Here is a 20,410-nt window from a genome sequence, read left to right as displayed (position 1 = left end):
TATTTAATAGTAATTTAACTAAAACTTCCTGCAAATTGATAGCGATGTCCGGGGTGCCACATAATAGCTACTGAGGCAATGCCTCCGACGGAGATAGTTTTACGTTTGAGAACAAGGCAGGGGTCTTTAGGTTTGATGGCCAGCATCTCGGCGATTTCCTTTGGCGCAATACATGCTTCAATGCGGTAATCAGCTCCTTGCAACGGCGCTGCGGTCATTAAGTATTCGTTAGGTGTTGTTGTAGAGAAATCCAATCCCATGTAATCCGGCGCAAGATCAGGGTTGACCCAGCGATCTTCAACCTGAATTGGAGTGTCGTTTTCGAAATGCACGATGATTGAATGGAACAACGGGTGACCATAGCGAAGTTCAAACTGATTGGCTAATGACTCGTTCGCCTTACTGCGTTCAAGACAATAGAGTTTGCTGCTATGGACGTGACCGCGGCCCCTGATTTCTTCGGCAATATTTTTAACCTGCAGCAGCGCAGCCTGATATTTTTGTTGTGCGACATACGTACCTGAACCCTGAACGCGGTTCAATATTTGTTCGGATGTCAGTTCCCGCAATGCACGGTTGACCGTCATGCGCGACACCTCGAATTGTTTGGACAGAGCATATTCCGTCGGAATTACATCTCCCTCCCGCCAGTGACCCAAGTGAATCTCATTCAGGATGTATTCCTTGATACGTTGAAAAATCGGTATATCTGTTCGCTCACCTTGTATTGCCAAAGTACTCTCCTTTTTGCTCTCTTCCTAGAGCGATTAATGTCATTGCAACTAGATATTTTATCACCGGCAACAAATGCATCATCAAATAAAATAATTATTGACTTAGTTGTATATACAAATTAGGATTTGCTGGCTGCTCCGCTTATGTCCTTTTGCGCCGCTTATTCTCAGTCCGTTTTTATCTTGAAAGAAGAAACTTGCTATGAACACCTCATCGGAAAATCTACAGTTGGATCATGATCCTCGTTACGACGCCAGTCGCATCATTCGCGCACCGCGTGGTGTCGAAAAGGTGTGTAAAAGTTGGCAGGCGGAAGCGGCCTATCGGATGCTACAAAACAATCTTGACCCAGAAGTGGCAGAAAATCCTAAACATTTAGTGGTATATGGCGGCATTGGTCGCGCTGCCCGTAATTGGGAATGCTTCGACAAAATTCTGAATGTGCTGAAAGACTTGAATGACGACGAAACTCTGCTGGTGCAATCAGGTAAGCCGGTTGGTGTGTTTAAGACTCATGCCGATGCACCGCGAGTGCTGATCGCCAATTCGAATCTGGTGCCTAAATGGGCAAATTGGGAACACTTCAATGAGCTCGATCGTAAAGGCCTGTTCATGTACGGCCAAATGACGGCCGGTAGCTGGATCTACATAGGTAGCCAAGGGATTGTGCAGGGAACATATGAAACCTTCGTTGAAGCCGGCAAACAGCATTTCAACGATGATTGGCGTGGTCGCTGGATTCTGACAGCAGGCTTGGGTGGCATGGGAGGGGCACAGCCATTGGCTGCTACCTTGGCAGGAGCAGTGTCGCTGAACATCGAATGCCAGCAAAGCAGTATCGATTTTCGTCTGCGCACTCGTTATGTCGATAAACAGGCCAAAGATATCGATGACGCCATTGCACTGATTCAACATCATTGTGAGCGCAAGGAGGCGATATCGATTGGTTTGTTGGGCAATGCTGCAGACATCTTGCCGGAACTGGTTAAACGCGCCAAGGCGGGAGGCATTCGGCCGGATCTCGTGACCGATCAAACTTCGGCACATGATCTGATCAATGGTTATTTGCCATCCGGCTGGAGCGTCACCGAATGGAAAGCAGCGCAACAGGACACTAGTCAACATGCTCGTTTGACGTGGGACGCAGCCGCTTCTTGTGCGAAACATGTGCAAGCGATGCTCGATTTTCATGCAATGGGTATTCCAACTGTTGACTATGGCAACAACATTCGCCAAGTTGCCTTTGATCAGGGCGTGCAGGATTCGTTCGCTTTCCCTGGTTTTGTACCTGCCTATATTCGTCCAATGTTTTGTGAAGGCAAAGGGCCGTTCAGGTGGGTGGCACTGTCGGGTGATCCGGAAGATATCTACAAGACAGATGCCAAGATCAAGGAGCTGTTTCCAGGCAATAAGCACGTTCATAATTGGCTGGACATGGCGCATGACCGCATTGCATTTCAAGGTTTACCCGCACGAATTTGCTGGCTTGGTCTAGGCGAACGTCATATAGCCGGCCTGGCATTCAACGAGATGGTGCGTACAGGTGAACTGAAAGCACCGATCGTCATTGGCCGCGATCATCTGGATACTGGATCCGTCGCTAGTCCCAATCGTGAAACAGAAGGTATGAAGGATGGCACCGACGCGGTTTCCGATTGGCCACTCCTGAATGCGCTGCTAAATACCGCGGGGGGTGCCAGCTGGGTATCGCTGCACCATGGTGGCGGTGTTGGTATGGGCTACTCACAGCATTCGGGCATGGTGATCGTCGCCGATGGGACTGATGCCGCCGCTAAACGGCTCGAGCGTGTATTGATCAACGACTGTGGTTCCGGCGTGATGCGTCATGCAGATGCCGGATACGAGACCGCTGTTGATTGTGCGAAGCGCAATCATTTGCATCTGCCGATGATTGATTGAACATCACTACCATTCCAGCCAACCGAACTTAGCGAAGACTTTCATGACACAACCAACATTGATATTAGAGCCGGGCCAATTTTCACTGGCAAATCTACGCAACATCTGGGAGCAGCCCCTGCAAGTGAAGTTGGTGGCTTCAGCTTATCCTGGCATTCATGCGTCGGCAGATGCGGTACAGCGTATCGTCGCGCGCGGCGATGCAGCTTATGGCATTAATACCGGCTTCGGCATTCTTGCAAAAACCCGTATTCCGGATGCACAGCTGGAGCAATTGCAGCGCAACTTGATTCTGTCGCATTCGGTAGGAACCGGCGAGTTATTGAGCGATTCTGTGGTACGTCTGATCATGCTGATGAAGATCGGTAGCCTGGCGCGTGGCTTTTCCGGTATCCGGGCGCTGGTTATCGATAGCCTTATTGCTTTGGTGAATGCGGGAATCATGCCTGCCATTCCTGCGAAAGGATCAGTGGGCGCCTCGGGCGATTTGGCGCCATTGTCCCATATGACGCTGGCCTTGCTTGGCGAGGGTGATGTGCGCGTCAATGGGGAAATCGTGGCGGCGCGAGACGCATTGAAACAGGCCGGCATAGCGCCCGTGGTGCTGGCTGCGAAAGAAGGTCTGGCACTGATCAACGGTACTCAGGTGTCGACAGCCTTGGCGCTGCACGGCTTGTTCATGGCGGAGCGCATGTTGGAAGCTGGTACGGTGGTTGGTGCATTGTCGGTTGATGCGGCTAAAGGCAGCGACGCGCCGTTCGATCCGCGCGTGCATGAAGTGCGAGGACAACTTGGCCAAATTGCGTCAGCAAAGATCTATCGTAAGCTGCTGACAGGTAGCGCTATCCGAGAATCGCATTTTGTGGAAGATGAACGCGTACAGGATCCATACAGTCTGCGTTGCCAGCCGCAAGTCATGGGCGCTTGTATCGATATCATCAACAATGCTGCGCGCACCTTGCTCATAGAAGCTAATGCGGTTACCGACAATCCTTTGATTTTTGCCGATGCTGAACACAGCACCGTTATTTCCGGCGGTAATTTTCATGCGGAGCCGGTTGCGTTTGCGGCAGACACGCTGGCACTGGCGATCGCTGAAATAGGTGCTTTGTCAGAACGTCGGATTGCTTTGCTGATCGATGCCTCGCTATCAGGATTGCCACCGTTCCTGGTCAGGGACCCCGGCGTCAATTCTGGGTTCATGATCGCCCATGTGACCGCCGCTGCTCTAGCTTCGGAGAACAAATCAATGGCGCATCCAGCCAGCGTCGACAGTTTGCCGACGTCAGCCAATCAGGAGGATCATGTAAGTATGGCAACTTTCGCTGCGAGGCGTTTGCACGAGATGGCTCACAACACCGCGGTAATTGTTGGCATCGAATTGCTGGCTGCTGCACAAGGGCTTGATTTTCATCGTCCATTGACAAGTTCTTCAGCATTGGAGCAAGTGCATAAGGTAGTGCGTGCGCACGTCCCGTACTATGCCTCAGATCGGTTCTTTGCCCCGGATATCGAGGCGGCGAAACGGCTGGTACTTAACGGCACGTTAAGTGCGTCCTGCAAGGAATTGTTCGTGCCTTTGTTTGCGTAAAAAAAAGCCGTAAAAAATTGGGGGTGTGTTGCACATTAATGCGGTCGCGTTAGAAGTGATCTGCTTGGCACGCCTTGAATTTTTACGATTTACAAGTAATTCCTAACAATCGACATCGGAGAAGTGGATGAACGTGGCGCCCGACATGACGCGTTGGCGAGGGCGGATTGATGCACTCGAAGGTCAGCAAGGTCAACGCTGGCATCAAATCGTCGTACCAATTACAAGCGCATCTCCAGCCGGAGCCATAGCCTTGTTAGGATTTGCCTGCGATGCAGGGGTGGCGCGCAATCATGGCCGGGTTGGCGCCAAGGAAGGGCCGGATGCAATTCGCAGTGCGCTAGGTAATATGCCTGTACATCAATGCAAGACAATAGTTGATGCCGGCGATGTCATTTGCATCGGCTCTAGCGCGAATGTTATAGAGGATGGCTTGGAAGCAGCGCAGATGGCATTCTCTGCCGTACTGGCTGAATTGCTGGCACACGGCCTGTTTCCGATTGGGTTGGGTGGAGGACATGAAATTGCCTATGGCAGTTTTAATGGCTTGGCGACGCATCTTACTCAACGGGAAGCAGGAAAAGAAAAGACGCCTCGCGTTGGCATCATCAATCTAGATGCCCATTTTGATTTGCGGCTGGGTGAACGCGCCAGTTCAGGTACGCCATTTCGCCAGATTGCCGAAGATTGCGTTGCCCGAGGCTGGCCATTCCGTTACTGTTGTCTAGGTGTGAGCGCGTTCGCTAATACCGCAGCCTTGTTCGAACGAGCGGAACAATTGGGTGTGGTCTGGCGGCTTGATGAAGACATGGGGGCGAGCAATATATCGGAAACCGCAGTAACGCTGCAACAGTTTTTGGATGAGGTCGATGACGTTTATTTTACTATCTGCCTGGACGTTCTTCCCGCCTCGGTGATGCCCGGCGTTAGCGCACCCGCCGTGTATGGCGTCGCCTTGGAGACGGTCGAATCTTTGCTGGATATCGTGACCATGTCCGGTAAATTGCGGCTCGCAGATGTCGCCGAGTTGAATCCAGTACATGATATTGACAACCGCAGTGCGCGTATCGCGGCCCGTCTGGTGGCGCGGATAGCCAACAACATGGCAGCTTGAGTAGTGTCGTTGGTTAGGGAAATTCTCGGTTGATCCGATTAAGGCCTAGCGTGCGCTAAAAATAGCGGGCGCGACGATTGAATCAACGGCTGGTCAGGAAATTTCAATTAGCACATCTGCAGCACCTGTGTTGCGATGTCGGCTTTCTTATCAGGCCTTATCGGCCGCTCTCAAAAACATTCAATGCGCGTGGGACTTCTATGCAATCAAATCAGCGTGTAACGGCATTTCGTGTGTTGCTTTCTCGTTGGCGTTTTGCCAAATTCCCCAATGATTTTTATTTTCGATAATTGCTTCAATTCGTTGCCTGAAGCCAATCTCGCCGTTCTTCGTATCAATCGAATGTAGGTTGACGGCCACTATTTTCGTTTTTAATTTAATTTTAGTTGTATATACTTTTATTTTGATTTAATCTCATATTGGTATATTCAACTTATGAGAATTTACGGTAAAAATATAGACAATATAACTAAGACATCAAGGCAATGCCGCAGCGTTTCATTGGTGAGGCGGCAAATCGGGGTTGCGTAAAAGAAATCAAAAAGGGCGACTAAATAAATTTCCTTTATGATAATTATTATTTGATAAGAGACGGATCTTAGTCCGCGTACGTTTGAAGTACAAAAAAGGTATTCATCAGTAAAACATCCAATTGGAGGACACATGAAGACGATCAAATTCTTAGTAACAGCGATGGCAAGTCTGGTGGTGTGTGCGGCTGTGCAGGCGCGCTCATTCGAGGAAATTAAAAAGGACGGGAAGATTGTCATTGCCACAGAAGGCACTTATCCGCCATTTAGTTATTTTCAAGGTTCAAAACTAACCGGCTTAGACATCGAACTTGGCGAGGCGATTGCAAAAAAAATGGGCGTGCCCGTGGAATGGAAAGCTTTGTCATTCGACGCGCTGCTGTCGGGTCTGCGTCAAGATCGTTGGGACATGGTGATGGATTCGATCGGCATTACGGAGGAGCGCGCCAAGGCAGTCTCTTTCAGTAATCCGATTTATTGCAGTGGCGGTGTCATTGTCTCCAAGGACGCTGCCATACATACGGTCGAGTCCTTAAACGGCAAAACGGTCGCAGTGCTAACCGGCACGACCTACATGGATAGCCTCAGAAAGCTGCCTGCCATTAAAGAAGTAAAAAATTTCCCGCAGGATCCGGATGCACGTTCTGCCTTGATGAATGGTCGAGTTGATGCGTGGGTGAGCGATCGGTTTGCTGTCAAGGCCGCACTGGAAGCTAGCCCAAATTCTGGACTGAAAAAAGGAGATTACCTTTTTGTCGAAAAAATTGCGGCCGCCATTAAAAAGGGAAATAGCTCTCTTGATACAGCTATCAATAAGGCACTGGCAGAAATCATGCTCGATGGCACATATCACGCCATCACTGAAAAATATATGCATGAAGATATTCAATGTCATTAATCAATTTTACAGCCCAGTAATACTGCCTTGTCGCACAGTTCAGTTATAGAGGAGAGCTAATTGAGAGCTGCAATCACACTTTTTCCTGTCGCCTGGTCGCGCGAACGGCGTAGCGCTATTGCCATTGCATTGGTGACCGCGGGTCTGGTCGCATTTTTATGGCTAATGACCATTCCGCTCAGCTGGATGCCAGAGCCTATCAAATCGGCGGCAATTCAATTCGCTGAAGGTGCGCGAGTCACGATGGCGCTTACCGTCGTCTCCGGCACAATCGGTATCCTGCTCGGCATACTTGCTGCGCTGGCCAAACTATCCAAATTCCCACCATTTCGGTGGATGGCCAATTTTTATGTTTGGGCCATCCGCGGCACACCATTACTCGTACAGGTGTTGTTTGTCTTCCTAGCCTTGCCAGGTTTGGTACCGGGGCTAGAGTTATCTGACTTCAATTCAGCAGTGGTAGCACTGGCTTTAAACGCCGGCGCCTACAACGCGGAAGCTATTCGTGCAGGCATCCTGGCGATCAACAAGGGCCAGACTGAAGCGGCACGCTCATTGGGATTGAGCCCGTTTCAAACCTTTCGTGATGTGATTTTTCCGCAAAGCTTCCGGATTGCGTTGCCGCCTTTGGTCAATAATTTCGTGTCGTTGCTGAAAGACTCCAGTCTGGCATACGTGATTGGCGTCGTGGAATTGTCGAATATTGGCAATCGCATCCAGTCCGTCACGTTCCAACCGATTCCGGTTTTCATCACGACTGCTTCCATTTACTTGATCTTGACTACGGCGCTTACCCAGATTTCGGGAGCTATTGAGCGGCAATTAGATGTGGAGCGTCATCAATGATCGAGGAAAAAATAATGAACTCCGTAGACCGCACGCTACAGTCTAGCGAAAAAACGCCATTGATTACGGCAGATAAGGTGAACAAGCACTTTGGCAGTTTCCATGTCATCAAGGATGTGTCCACCGCATTTTATCAAGGAGAGGTGACGGTCATTATCGGCGCATCAGGGTCGGGAAAGTCCACATTTCTGCGGATGTTGAATCGACTAGAAACTCACGACACCGGCAACATCGTGATCGATGGTATTGAACTCAATGCTGATCTCAAGCATATCGATGCTGTACGACGTGAAGTGGGTATGGTGTTCCAGAGTTTTAATCTTTTTCCACATTTGACAGTACTGGACAACGTGACCCTGGCACCACGTCGCTTGCGTGATGTCACGCGTGCCCAGGCTGAAGTAGCTGCCCAGGAGCTACTGGCGAAAGTGGGGTTGGCGGATCATGCGCACAAGTATCCACACCAGATTTCTGGTGGACAAGCACAGCGTGTGGCGATTGCCCGGGCGCTGGCGATGCAGCCAAAAGTGATGCTATTTGACGAGCCGACCAGTGCACTCGATCCTGAGATGATCAAAGAGGTGCTCGACGTGATGAAAGATTTGGCACGTTCCGGTATGACCATGATCGTCGTCACTCACGAAATGGGCTTTGCTCGCGAAGTGGCGGATCGTGTCATTTTTTTCGAAAAAGGCGAAATTCTCGAAGAGGCACCGCCCGCGGAATTTTTTAGCAATGCACGCAATGAACGGATTCGTGCATTCGTCGGAAAAATTAGTTAGTAACGAAAAAGATAAAACAATTAATCAGGAGACAGAAATGAAATTGAAGTACACATGCCTGAGTACGTCTATCGTATTCATTTTCTCTGGCATCATTATTCCATCCTACGCGCAGACAGCACAAGACTTTGAACAAATGCGCGCGGAAATCAAACGCCTGAGCGAACAATTGAATCAGCTCACAAAGGCCAAATCGGTAGCGCCACAGCAGGATTTAGTTGATCGGATAGCGCAGGTCGAGTTGAGCAGCAAGGATGCAGTGGTAGCTGGCGATATTCCGGGTTCTTTCCGTCTACCCAATTCCGAAACCTCTGTGCATCTTTATGGATTTGGCGAGCTCAATTGGGCGCATGAAATGCGCGGCGACAATTCCAGCAATGACTATTCCACTTTTTTGGCGTATGCGCCGCTACGCGGTGTCGCGGCAGGGCCGAACGACCCGTCGATTTCAGCCAATAAAACCGGCCGCGATTATTTGACGGCACGCACATCGCGTTTCGGCATTGAGACTAGCACGCCAAGTTCTTATGGCCCGATCAGTATCAAGGTCGAAGGTGATTTCAACAACGACCCACGCACCGGCAATTCTGCGGTATCAGGCACTGCGGCGAATATTTATACACAGCAGTCAACCAATAGCTACAATTTCCGTCTGCGCGAGGCTTATGGCCAATTCAATGGTTTCCTGATCGGTCAGACCTGGTCAACTTTCATGGACGTTGATAATGCCCCTGAAACTGTCGATTTCAACGGACCTATTGGTTCAACATTTATCCGTCAGCCGCAAATCCGTTACTCCTATCCGACCAAGGATTTTGGCAAGTTCAGTGTAGCTCTGGAAAATTCGGTGAGTTACGTGCTCGACAGAACCGGGGCAGTCGATACCAATGGTTTTTCGCATGTTCCGGATCTGGTCGGGCGTTGGGATAAGACGTTCGACTGGGGCGCAGTGAGCTTGCGTGGGGTGACGCAAGAGAATCGCCTCAATGACGGTGCTAGTATCTCTTTGTCGCGTCGTGGCTATGGCGTAGCCGCGAGCGGCACTTACAAAACCTGGGGGGACGATTCCATGAACTGGGCGATTACTGGCGGTACCGGTATCGGCCGCTACTTCAACTATGTTGAAGGTGCCTTCTTCGACGATGTCAATCACAAATTATTGCTTGAAAAAATAGTCGGCGTAGTACTCGGTTATCAGCATAAGCCGTCTGCTACCTTGCGCTTTAATGGATCGATTGGATTTCAGCGCAATTTCAACAACGACTACACTGCTTTCGCCATGGCCAACGGTTTAGGCAGCGGTAACGGCGCTTTAGGTAATTTTGCGATTAATCGTGAGCTTCTGCAGTCGCATCTGGGCTTAATCTGGAATCCAGTTACGAATATTGATATTGGTGCCGAGTACATCTTTGGTCGGCGTAAGACCTTGGCCGATGAGACGGCTTATATGAGTCGTGTTGATCTGTCGGCCAAATACCATTTCTAGCAGATTAAAAACAAAAAGGCTTCGGACGCGGAGCTTTTTTGTGGCCCCTATTCACTCACCAATGACTTTAATGCGATTGGAGAGTATTTCAACGGCAAGTTGCTATTTTTGGTGTTTGTTGCCATTCACCTTAGTAGATGGCTCCGGCGGGTACGAGCGGACTATATGAAAATTGCTGTGCTTTATGACGATTCCAGTCAAACCGGGTTAAGTTGCCAAGTACTCGCGTCCGTCGGACATGTTTGTCATTCGTATCAAAGCGGTAAAGAAATATTGGAGCAGCTGCGTAGAGAGAGCTACGATATGTTGATTCTAGATTGGCTAGGACCAGATTTCAGTGGAATCGAGGTATTACTCTGGATAAGAGAAAAATTTCCCAAGATTCTGCCAGTCTTGTTTATCACCAGTCGTGCGAGTGAGGATGACATCGTTGCAGCCCTGGCGGCGGGGGCCGACGACTACATAATCAAACCGATCCGCCATGGTGAACTGATTGCGCGCGTACAAGCCTTGTTACGACGCGCCTATCCAATTCAAAATTTGAGTAATAAACTCGCATTTGGCGATTATCTATTCGAAACACGCGCCGGTCGCTTGATCTTGGCGGGCAAATTCATCGAGATTACGCAAAAGGAATTTGAACTTGCATTGTTGTTTTTTAGAAATCTGGATCATGCGCTTTCACGTACCTATATCCTTGAGACGGTATGGTCGCGCGGCATAGCCATTTCATCCCGTACCATTGATACACATGTTTCCCGCTTACGGACTAAACTACAACTACGACCAGAAAATGGCTATCGACTCGCTACTGTCTATTGCTATGGTTACCGACTAGAGAAAATAAACCCTATAGGAATTAGCGAAGAGAATTCCTAACATCTTTATATACCGAAGATGGAAAACCTCCTCGTTCTTGGCCTTTATGAGCCGGTAAAGTTAGGCGCATTATCTAACTTACCCGCTTGAGGGCACCATGACCGTATCCAATCCAGCTTACCTGCAGAGCCTCTACAACACCACCCGGGCGATGGGCGACAAAGCTATCTCCAGCGATGCCGCCTTTGAAATCGAGGGCTTTGAGCAGATGTGGCTGTTGACCAAGCAGTTTCCGTGGCCTGAGCTCTCCAGCGCCGGCGAAATTGAAATCCCCATGCCGCTCGGCGCGGCGAAGTGGGAGGCGCAGCAGGTCAAAATCAATCAGCAAGGCCAAATCACCTTGATGGAGACCAAGGCCGGTCATGTCTCCAAAATGATGCTGAACCTGATCCGTACCGGCGGCAAGTTCAATGCCAAGGTGTACGAAGGCACGCCGTCCAAGTTCTCCGTCGCTAAACCGATCTACGACTGCTTCATCCAGCTGGATAACCCAGACCGCGATTGGGAAAACCGTTCGCAGGTGCTCAATATCTCGGGAACGCTGTTTTTCCATTACTTCAACGAAGAAATTCCGGGCAATACTTAAGCGCCATGGGGGAGTTTTCTAAAACGCTGAAGGCGCTGGCATTGCTCTTTTGCGGAGCAGAGCGCCCGGTAGGCATCGTGCTAGAAGAAGAAACGGTGCTTGCACAGGCGCTGGCCGCCGCCAGATACTGCGGCGGCTACGGGCCGTTTGATGCTTTACTGCCGGCGGTTCCCGTCGCAGTAATGCCGTCTGAGGCGCGTGACCCCTGGGAGTCTTCATCGTCGTATCCGCGCTTTCCCGTTCCGGACAACCTGTATCCCTCGAGCGATTTCGTAGAGCTAGATACGCCGTTGACGCAGAGCGAATGGGCGATTGTGCGTTCATTGTTCATCCTCTACGTCGAGCGAGAAAACGCCGTCTACCTGGAAGCGTCCCGCTCACTGGGTGTGGACGTCTATGGCCGCTCGGCATCCGAGATTGCCCAGGACATCGTCCAAAAAGAGACGGACGTGCAGCGCTTGATGTTCTGCATGCCTATCGTGACGGTATAGCGCATGCAACTGATTTTGTCCTCCGGTACGGTGCTGCGCGGCGATCTGCTGCTGAGCGCCTGCTTGCATTCCGATCTGGCGCCGGTGCCGATGACGCTGGAAGCGATCGTCAGAGCGACCGACGCAACGGTCGCGGGGCTCAAGCAAGGTGAAACCATCCGCATAGCTAGTGAGGGCTACGAATTTCGTATCGTTCAGGTTCAACGCAGCAAGGTGTCGGCCAACGTCCAGGGAAGCGACCAGATGGCTGCTTTGCACATTGTGGCGCTGTTTGATCCATGTCATCAAATAGCCTTCCGTCGTAAGACGGCAGTGATCAAGGAGAGCGCGACGCTGGGCAGTATTTACGGCGCATGCGGCGCGCGCGTCAAAATTAATGCGGACTATCCGATTGCCCGCTTTGCCTGTTACGCCGGCGGCGTGCCGAGCTACGAAGTCGCCAAGGTGCTGCAGGAAGAGGGCGGAGCGATTTATACCGATGGTCGTGAAGTCACGTTCATTCGCCTGCAGGACATTTTCAAGCAAGAGCCGATATTGCGCTTGGAGCAAGATACGACTGAGAATATCGATAGCGGCTTCATGGAGCGCCACGAGGTGCCGTCTTTCTTTTCGATTGATGCCTCCGGCGCATTTGTCTATGGCAATCGTTCCAAAGTGCGTGCTATCGGTTATCAGCCAAGGACCGATACCCGCATTCTGTGGAACATGACGCGCGCCTTGATTCAGAAAAAAATCTTGAAATCTGACTATCTGCCGACCGTCAATGCCGGCAAGGTCATCCAGATAGAACGTGTCAACTACGCCATCATCACCGCTGCTCATGCCTTCGAGAGTGGATCGGACGGCGGTGATTGCCGCCTGTATTCCAAGTTCTGGCTTGGCACTTTGGAAGAGTAAGTCATGCTGCCTTCCCGTGTTCCCGGCATCGTCCGGTCCTACTTGGCGGCCTCGCGCGAGTGCCGTGTCGAGATTCCCGGCCTGACGGATGGCGCCGATGTGCTGCCGTTGGCGGAGATTGAATATCCGATTGGCGACAAGAGCCGTGCGGCCAGCCATGCGACCGAAATTGAGATCCTACCAGGCGATCTGGTGTGGCTGGCATTCGAGGGTGGCGACCCGCGCTACCCGATCATTACCGGCTTTCGCAATGCTAGGGCCGGCAACGCGATTGACTGGCGGCGCTGGCATCACGCGAATATCGAGCTGACCGCGGACGGGATATTTCGCGTTAACTGCGCGCGCTACGAGATCAATGCCAGTGAAATGGTCGACGTTAAAACGCCGCAGGCAACGTTTTCCGAAAAGGTTACTTCCATTGGACTGCTCACGTATCAAGGCGGGTTGGCAGGTTCCGGCAGCGGCGGGGCATCGGCCAAGATACAAGGCGGTATTGAGAATACTGGTGGCGAGATTATCAGCAATGGCATCGGGGTCGAATCGCACCGTCACGAAGAACACGACGGCCCACCTACTGGCCCGGCAAAAGCATAATCAAATTCACTTAGGAAAGAAATGGCAAAGAACCTCATTTTCAGTTTTGACGACATGGGCAGCAAGAAAGATGCAGCAACTCGCGCGGTAGTGCGCTACTTCGCGCGTGCGGGCTCGCACATTGTCCAGGGCGACATCTCTCCCAATATCAAACGCTCATCCGGCGTGTCCTACCGGGAAATGGTACTGACGTTCGCCGATAGCCAGGTGGTGACGTTTTCCATTAAACAATCGGGGGATATTTTTCAAGTGAAACTGAATGGGAAGGTCGTGCCGCTCAAGCATCAGGACGACCAGGTGGCCGCCATTGGCGAGATGGTCGGCATGATGGATGCCGGCCGTTCCAAGTTCCAGGCCGCCATGGCGAAGGTGCGTATCCAGTTGCCGGACAGCATACGCACGGCGGCGCCCAAAATGGAGATCGCCCTGCAGGAAAAATCGGCTGCACTGGATGTCGCCATTGCTGCCATCACGGAGGATATTGCGGCATTGGCCTAAATCCCGCGAAGATGGAAAACCTTCAAAAGTAGCACTACGTCACCGCGTAATAATGGAATTGCACATACCGCGTGGGTACTTCACCTGCGCCGACATTGGGGCAAATCTTAATTACGACAAGGGTGATCTATGCCAAAGCAACATGCGGAATATAACAACGCAAAAACAGAAAAAGTCAGTACGTTTTACACGAAGTTGAAGGAAACGGCGGTCAGCAGCACCGGCGTGTTTGATTCTGCCAGCGCCGGCGCATTCATTGCCGATGCACAGAGCCTGTCCGCATCGATTACTGGTGTCGAGGTTCCAGAGGACCTGCAGATCCTCTTCGATGAGTCGGGCGATGGCCGTGCCGGCATCGCGGGAGCAATTCTGGATGGCGCAGCCTTCTACGAAGCGGAACATGGCGTCGAGCCAACCGCAGACGTGTTGCAATGGGCTATTCATCAAGCCTATGCAACCTCAGAAAATGCCCGATCCAGGTATAAGCTCGACTCGGCGTCTAACTTGGCGCACGATCCGATGTCGCTGCAGCAAAATCGCGCCGTAATCTCGATCACGGCAGCAATGGCCGAAGCCATTCCGGTTGCCAATTACCTACCTGCCGATATCGGCTCCAATGAAGCGCCGCTGGTGATCGTCTCGCATGAAGCTGGTAGCACCTTCGGCCATTATGGTGCCGGTGACCTGATGGATGGTGTCTTGAGCGGTCGAGCCTATACCTCGGCACAGCGCACCCACTTGCTGAAACGCACCGGTGACGACTTCGGCGGTAAGGTGACGCCGATTCAACTGACCGCGGATACCTGCGACCAGGATGCGCCGTCGGCCAAGTTGCTCAAGGGCCGTACCATCATCTACATCAACGGTTTGCCAGTGGCGAAGGAAACCAGCGCGGACGCGCCGGCGTCTGCCTCGCCGATCAGTGGCTATGTGCGTCTGGGCAGTACGCTCTTTACCGTGTCCGGTTCGATGAATTCGGATACCGGCGCGGTGAAAGTGACGACTGTACCGGCCTTGCCAGCGAACACCCCAGTGATTGCTGAAGCGGTGATCGACTTCGAGAACAACAAAGGCATTATCCCGATCGTCAATACCATTGCGACGCGCTTTATCTTGCGCGCCTCGCCATGGAAGGCCAACGCCTTTGTATCGACAGATAGCCAAACGCAGATGGCCAATGAAATCGGCTTGAATCCCATGGGCGAGTCCATGCTGGCCATTCGTAACCAGTTCGCCAATGAGCGTCACTACCAGGTGTTGGAGAAGGCCGCGCGGATTGGCGCCAACAATGCCATGGTCTGGGATTTCAAGTGGGATACCCAAGGTCTGGAAAAGACCCGCGCACAGATCTGGCAGGACGGCTCTTGCATCCTCGGTGCAGCCAGCCAGCAGATGGCCGAAGACACGATGGATCACGGCATTACCCATTTGTACGTGTCGAAGAAGATGGCGGCGATGCTCCTGGGCCTGCCTAGCACGTTGTTTACGCCATCGGGCGTCACTGCGCGGCCTGGCATCTATCGCGTCGGTCGCCTGTTTGGCCTGTACGAGGTGTACTACTCGCCGCGTATTGTGGATGTGGACCATAAAACATCGCGGATCATTTGTATCGGCCGTTCGACCCAGGTGGCGCGCAACCCGTTCGTCCTCGGCGACGCCGTGGCGCCGATGTTGATCAACATGAACGCCGACGAAGACCAACGCTACAAGCAGGGCTTCTATGCGCGCAATTTCACGGCAGTCAATCCACATCTCCCGTCCGCGATGGGATGTGCTGTCATCGAAGTGATCAATCTCGACTAATCCACCCACATTGAAGGAGCAGCACAAATGGCAAACACATTACATTTGGGCGCTTCTTCCCTGACGGGGAAGAGCGTCAATGCATTGGTCGAAGAGGCATTCGGAAAATCCGAATTTCCTCTCGCTTTGCGACTTACGAATAACACACCGCGCAACCTGGTGTTTCCCGATGTCCGGGCCGAGCTAAATCCGAATTTCAGCGCGCCAGACAACCAGATCGAGATCAGCTTCAAGGATCACGCCCAGTTAACGCGCTTTGCGTCGGATGTGGATTCGCTGTCGGAACTGAACCAATGGGGCGATGCGATGGCATTGGATGCGTTGGACGACGGCCAGCCTGATGAGGTAATCGCCAAGGTTTCTGCTGGCGGTAAAGGTCAGAAAAAGGCTGGTGCTGAATCGAAGTCGCTGGCAGACACAGCAGCGGACGACGCGGCCAATACCGACAAAAAATAAGGATTTTCTATGTCTACTGCATTTAACCGGCAGCTTGGCTCCCAGTCGGGTGTGCAACTGAACCCATTGCGGGATATGACTGATGGCTTTGCACCGGATAATTCCGATCAGGTGTTTGGCATCATCATGCGCGCGACGCGCGGGCGCATCGATAAGCCGTTTCGCGTGAATCGCGGCAATTTTCAGAAGAAACTGGGTCGTGGCGAGTCCTTGCGTGCGTCAGCGCTGAACGAGGCGCATATCCACGTCTATGAAGCCTTGCAAAAGGGCGCGGCTTCAGCGGTAGTACAGCGTCTGACGACCAGCACCGCCGTGCTGTCGACCATCATCGTGGCCCAGCCGGAAGCACCGGCGACGGACCTGCAATTTACGATTGCTCCTGATGTGCCGACCGATAAGCCATTTTTGTTGTCTGTAAAGCATCTTGAGTGCTACAACGACGGTGTGGTGATCGAGCTACATGCCGATGCAATCGCGGAAAATGGCGCACCTGTCGCCAATCGCCAGGTGACACTGCGTCTGCGCGACAAGGATCGGAATACGCTCTACGAATTTGTCGGATCGCTCAATCCGGAGGCGCTGGACGACTATCAGCAAAGCGCCTATTTGCCTGACGTGGTGGAGCGCACGACAGAAAACGTTGAAGTGCTGGTGGGCAGTGGTGCCAAGATTGCGCCGACATCGAATGCCTACGGACGGGATGCCAATGGCCGGCCCAAGTTCGCCATCTCTCCTGTGATGACCTATTTTACCGAGGGCAGCACCGCCTACGGGGTGTCGGACTTTGCACGCGCGCGGGATTTGCTGCAGAAAACGGAGCACGACTACGCCTATATTGTCAGCGGCGGTTCGCATGCGTCGGCGCTGCTGTCGGCGTTGGCCCAGCTGGCCTATGATACCAACCGGCAATTTGCCTGGGACGTGCCAGGCACACTGTCGCCGGAAGCGGCGATGGCCTTCATTGCGCAACTGAACTTCGATTCTCACTACTGCCAGGCATTCTGGGCGCCGTTGAAGTCAGACGACCCGCTAGGTCTGAATGGCAAAGTGGTGCTCGGCACCTCGGCTTACAACGTGGCCCGTCGTTGTTTGCGCAATGCCCAGACGGACGCCAATGGCTTTGCGCCTAAAAACTACCCCATTGCCGGTAAAAACTGGCCGCTGGATAGAACGGGCATTGTTCAGATCTGCTCGCCTGACGACGATTTGAGCGATCTGGCCGATGCCAAAATTAATCCGGTGATCTACGTCAAATACAACGGCGGCGGCAAATACGTGTTCAGCGATTCGCTGACCTGCGCTAAGACGGCGGTGTCGATGAAGAAACTGATCTCGGTGGCGGATATGTCCAGCTCGATCGATGATTGGGTCACGCGCTTTGCCAAAGAGGCTTTACAGCTCCCCATGGAAGTGTCCGTCAAAAAGACCGATGCCTTTCTTAAAAAGCTGTTTAAGGATGCCAAGACCGCTAAATGGATCGTGCCCAGCACTGAGATGGACGGGGAAGCGTTTCAGTATGTGGTGCAGCCCAATGCGCTGCGGCCGGCAGATCGTATGGACGTGTCCTATTCATTGAAATACGACGGCACCAATCGCCAAACCTTTGTTACCCAAACACTATCCCGCTAATCGGGCTTTACAAAATGAAAGGAAAAAGATGAGTCATTTAGCTGCAACAGCGATTCGCAATACCTTGCATAGCAAGGATGTTGCGCATAAAGGCCGGCAGGCGGTGCTGGATTCCGCGTCTGATGCTGAAGACAGCAATGCCGCGGCGGACTATGCCGCTACGCATATCGCACTGGGTACGGCATCAACCATCCAGGAGTGGATCGAAACCGATGATCTGGATGAAGATGAAACTCTGGCTGATCGCCTCCTGGCGAATATGGTCGGTCTGGTCGATGCGAACAAAGACGGTGAGCTGAGCGACGACGAAGCCGACGTGCTGGAAACAGCGCTCGAATTCGCCTGGGACTACCTGGCCGAGAAGGGTGTCTCGGATGAGGATTGTAGCAAGCTCCTGAACGATTGGGACGAAGCAGCCGCAGACCGGATCCGGGATCTTCTGGCCGCTAGCTTGCCGGATGGCGACGATGCGTCGAGCGCCGATATCGACAATTTTGTTTTTGGCGACGAGGGCAGCGATGCAGTGCTGGACGCCACCTACAAGAAGCGCATGGTGATCCGCAAGGGCAAGAAGGTGCGGATCAATAAGCGGATCTCGGGCCGGGTTCGCCTGACTGCCAAGCAGAAAGTCAGTATTCGCAAGGCGCAGATGAAGGCGCACACGGCCAGCGCCACCATGCGCCGCATGAAGTCGATGCGGCTGAATCGGAAGATGGGCTTGAGCAAGTAATCGTTCTCAACTTGAATTAACACTTCAATACAGCGGGCAGCCAGGTGAATCGGCTGCCCGCAATTTTATGTAAGGTGGAAATATGGCAGCACCTGGGCAGGGCACGACGGCAGACCAGCAGATCCTCGGTTCCCAGTGGTCAGGACTCTCGGATCATTTGATTGCCAAGATTTATCCAGTTGACAATAAGGGGCTGCGCGCGGGGCAAGAGCAGATAGAGGTGCATGCACCGGTGACTGCCGGCGGCAATATGGAAGCAACCCTGAATTGGCAGTCGCCATTCGAGCAAAGCAGCCCGGATAGCAAAGCGCCGGCCTTGATTGCCATGCTGCAGTCGGGCGCGCTCGTACCAGGGATGAACGATTTTTACTCGTTCTTCGGTTGGAAGTCGAAGTCGACGTCGGGAAATGCCGATGTTGGCACCATAGAACGCAATATCAAGAAATTTGAGGGACGCACCGGCATCACCAAGTTGAACTCGACGCAGATTTTTACTGGGATGCCACCCATCAAAATCAATGTATCACTGGTGTTCCGCGCGTTTAGCGACCCAAAAAGGGAGGTTGCGGCACCGTTGCAGCAACTATGGGCCTGGGCGTTGCCGCAGAAACTCAGTGGCGATAGCCTGGTTGCGCGCGCCGCCGGAGGTGGCGAGGGCATCGACGGGGCCATCAACAGCATGTTCCCGTCCGTCGCGCCGCAGTTGATCGGTTTTCAGTATAAGCAGCGGACCTTGGCGCCCATGGTGATTGAGACGATAGGCGAGCCCATCGACGCGCCTATCGATCAGGATGGCTATTACACCGAAATTACTATTCCTCTGACGCTGGCGACCCTCACCGCGCTGGACCGCGACGATCTGAAGAAGATCATGGGGCCAGGTTCCTATTCGTCCAATTAACTAAGGATTCTCGAATCATATGATTGCTTTTTCACCTCTCAGAACACGCCGCCTCGCCGTCAAGCTGCGCGAGCTTTCCATCGTGAATGCCGGCGCACTGGCTGCGGTGCCGCCCGAGCGTTTCGAAGAATCGACAACGACTTTCTTGCAGATGGTCATCGAGTCAGCCGATGCGCCGACGGAACGCCATGTCACCGATCCGAAAAACTGGACGGTGCAGGAGCGCATGCTGATCGTCGGCCACTACCTGGCCCACACCACAGGAGAAGAGGGCGGTGGCGCCAATTTCATGCTGGGCGACGGCCATTACATGGATTATCTAAATGCCAGCCGTGACACACCAAACTTTCCAATCCCACTCGGCAGCCATGGTGGTGACGAATGGCAGATTTCCCCGGTGACAGGGGCGATGGCAGAAGCCATTGAACAATTGCACGGCCATATTCCGAAGGTGGCTGGTCAGTTGCATTGGATGCTGGGCGCCATGGCAGCGCAGCTATTGCGTGTGGGCGAGCTGGCGCCGGATCCGGCGTTAGATTCGTTGAGCTATCTAGAGTGGCTGAAGAACCGCATGCTGGTGATCAGCGAATACCCGGAATCGGAATTCTTGGGGCTGTACGCCATGCGTCACCGCGGTAACAAGATGCTGATGCACTTCTTCGAGACGGTCGAAATTGATGAGGGATTCGTGGCGTTACCACATGAGGGATCGGAGGCAGAGTCGATGCCTCCGGCGCGATTTCCAGTTTCAGCCTGCGTCAGTGAGTTCGCGAAGAGAGTTACTGGAAAACCTGCGCAATATGGCGGTTAGCTTGAGTTTATATTCAAGCACCTCGTATCCGGAGGCGATGCGCATGGGGATCTCTGATGCACGGGATTTCCTGGAGTCGAAAGCGTTTGATACCTGGGTGAAGAATCGGGAGCTGGAGCAGAAAGTGCAGCTTGCCTTGGTTGGCCGCCTGGACGGAGTCATCAAGGCGATAGGGGGGCTGGGCAAGGCAATCAGTCGATAGGGGCAATGTGGTGTTCCTGCGGGCGCAAATC

Annotated in this window: 21 protein-coding genes; 20 read left to right on the top strand and 1 reads right to left on the bottom strand. The window is 52.7% G+C overall.

All coding sequences use genetic code 11. The features are described 5' to 3' along the window. Window positions 1-14 precede the first annotated feature (14 nt). The gene (gene hutC, locus BCF11_RS02230; RefSeq protein WP_098497279.1) at window positions 15-728 is read right to left on the bottom strand and encodes a histidine utilization repressor; all 714 of its coding nucleotides are present in this window, start codon (window positions 726-728) and stop codon (window positions 15-17) included. Between the two features lie 208 nt (window positions 729-936). Between hutC and hutU the strand changes: the two genes are divergently transcribed. From hutU to BCF11_RS02130, 20 genes are all read left to right on the top strand, one after another. After that, a complete protein-coding gene (gene hutU, locus BCF11_RS02225) occupies window positions 937-2,655 on the top strand; it encodes a urocanate hydratase (protein WP_098493297.1) in 1,719 nt (572 codons plus the stop codon). A gap of 43 nt (window positions 2,656-2,698) precedes the next feature. After that, the gene (gene hutH, locus BCF11_RS02220; RefSeq protein ID WP_098493296.1) at window positions 2,699-4,246 is read left to right on the top strand and encodes a histidine ammonia-lyase; all 1,548 of its coding nucleotides are present in this window, start codon (window positions 2,699-2,701) and stop codon (window positions 4,244-4,246) included. 127 nt (window positions 4,247-4,373) lie between these two features. Next, a complete protein-coding gene (gene hutG / locus BCF11_RS02215) occupies window positions 4,374-5,360 on the top strand; it encodes a formimidoylglutamase (RefSeq protein WP_098493295.1) in 987 nt (328 codons plus the stop codon). Between the two features lie 663 nt (window positions 5,361-6,023). Beyond that, window positions 6,024-6,788 (top strand): ABC transporter substrate-binding protein, encoded by a 765-nt coding sequence (locus tag BCF11_RS02210; protein WP_098493294.1) that lies wholly within the window; start codon window positions 6,024-6,026, stop codon window positions 6,786-6,788. A 60-nt stretch (window positions 6,789-6,848) separates the two neighbouring features. Next, entirely contained in the window at window positions 6,849-7,634 is a 786-nt protein-coding gene (locus BCF11_RS02205) for an amino acid ABC transporter permease (protein WP_098493293.1), read from the top strand. Continuing rightward, on the top strand, window positions 7,631-8,416 hold the full coding sequence (locus BCF11_RS02200; protein ID WP_304441857.1) for an amino acid ABC transporter ATP-binding protein: 786 nt from the start codon (window positions 7,631-7,633) through the stop codon (window positions 8,414-8,416). The genes BCF11_RS02205 and BCF11_RS02200 overlap by 4 nt, the downstream gene beginning before the upstream one ends. A gap of 37 nt (window positions 8,417-8,453) precedes the next feature. Further along, window positions 8,454-9,902, top strand: a complete 1,449-nt coding sequence (locus BCF11_RS02195) for a DcaP family trimeric outer membrane transporter (RefSeq protein ID WP_143751235.1) — start codon at window positions 8,454-8,456, stop codon at window positions 9,900-9,902. 165 nt (window positions 9,903-10,067) lie between these two features. Continuing rightward, window positions 10,068-10,781 carry a response regulator transcription factor gene (locus BCF11_RS02190; RefSeq protein WP_098497276.1) on the top strand — a complete coding sequence of 238 codons (714 nt, stop codon included), beginning with the start codon at window positions 10,068-10,070 and terminating at the stop codon, window positions 10,779-10,781. Window positions 10,782-10,878: 97 nt separating this feature from the next. Further along, on the top strand, window positions 10,879-11,367 hold the full coding sequence (locus tag BCF11_RS02185) for a hypothetical protein (RefSeq protein WP_098493292.1): 489 nt from the start codon (window positions 10,879-10,881) through the stop codon (window positions 11,365-11,367). Window positions 11,368-11,372: 5 nt separating this feature from the next. Next, window positions 11,373-11,858, top strand: a complete 486-nt coding sequence (locus BCF11_RS02180; protein WP_098493291.1) for a hypothetical protein — start codon at window positions 11,373-11,375, stop codon at window positions 11,856-11,858. A gap of 3 nt (window positions 11,859-11,861) precedes the next feature. After that, window positions 11,862-12,755 carry a hypothetical protein gene (locus BCF11_RS02175; RefSeq protein WP_098493290.1) on the top strand — a complete coding sequence of 298 codons (894 nt, stop codon included), beginning with the start codon at window positions 11,862-11,864 and terminating at the stop codon, window positions 12,753-12,755. Between the two features lie 3 nt (window positions 12,756-12,758). After that, a complete protein-coding gene (locus BCF11_RS02170; protein ID WP_098493289.1) occupies window positions 12,759-13,349 on the top strand; it encodes a hypothetical protein in 591 nt (196 codons plus the stop codon). 21 nt (window positions 13,350-13,370) lie between these two features. Further along, window positions 13,371-13,847, top strand: a complete 477-nt coding sequence (locus BCF11_RS02165; protein ID WP_098493288.1) for a hypothetical protein — start codon at window positions 13,371-13,373, stop codon at window positions 13,845-13,847. Window positions 13,848-13,976: 129 nt separating this feature from the next. Further along, complete coding sequence (locus BCF11_RS02160; protein WP_143751234.1) at window positions 13,977-15,650, top strand: hypothetical protein; 1,674 nt, start codon at window positions 13,977-13,979, stop codon at window positions 15,648-15,650. Between the two features lie 27 nt (window positions 15,651-15,677). Further along, complete coding sequence (locus tag BCF11_RS02155; RefSeq protein ID WP_098493286.1) at window positions 15,678-16,106, top strand: hypothetical protein; 429 nt, start codon at window positions 15,678-15,680, stop codon at window positions 16,104-16,106. A gap of 9 nt (window positions 16,107-16,115) precedes the next feature. Beyond that, entirely contained in the window at window positions 16,116-17,735 is a 1,620-nt protein-coding gene (locus BCF11_RS02150) for a hypothetical protein (RefSeq protein WP_143751233.1), read from the top strand. Window positions 17,736-17,763: 28 nt separating this feature from the next. After that, the gene (locus BCF11_RS02145; protein WP_233212327.1) at window positions 17,764-18,465 is read left to right on the top strand and encodes a hypothetical protein; all 702 of its coding nucleotides are present in this window, start codon (window positions 17,764-17,766) and stop codon (window positions 18,463-18,465) included. Window positions 18,466-18,547: 82 nt separating this feature from the next. Beyond that, window positions 18,548-19,366: a hypothetical protein gene (locus BCF11_RS02140; RefSeq protein ID WP_098493284.1), complete on the top strand. Its 819-nt coding sequence runs from the start codon at window positions 18,548-18,550 to the stop codon at window positions 19,364-19,366. A 19-nt stretch (window positions 19,367-19,385) separates the two neighbouring features. Beyond that, window positions 19,386-20,177: a hypothetical protein gene (locus BCF11_RS02135; protein WP_098493283.1), complete on the top strand. Its 792-nt coding sequence runs from the start codon at window positions 19,386-19,388 to the stop codon at window positions 20,175-20,177. Window position 20,178: 1 nt separating this feature from the next. Continuing rightward, window positions 20,179-20,379 (top strand): hypothetical protein, encoded by a 201-nt coding sequence (locus BCF11_RS02130; protein ID WP_199110697.1) that lies wholly within the window; start codon window positions 20,179-20,181, stop codon window positions 20,377-20,379. Window positions 20,380-20,410 lie beyond the last annotated feature (31 nt).

The organism is Collimonas sp. PA-H2 (assembly GCF_002564105.1).
GTDB lineage: Bacteria > Pseudomonadota > Gammaproteobacteria > Burkholderiales > Burkholderiaceae_D > Collimonas.
Note: the sequence above shows the minus strand (reverse complement) of the source record. Positions and strands in the feature narration are given on the sequence as shown.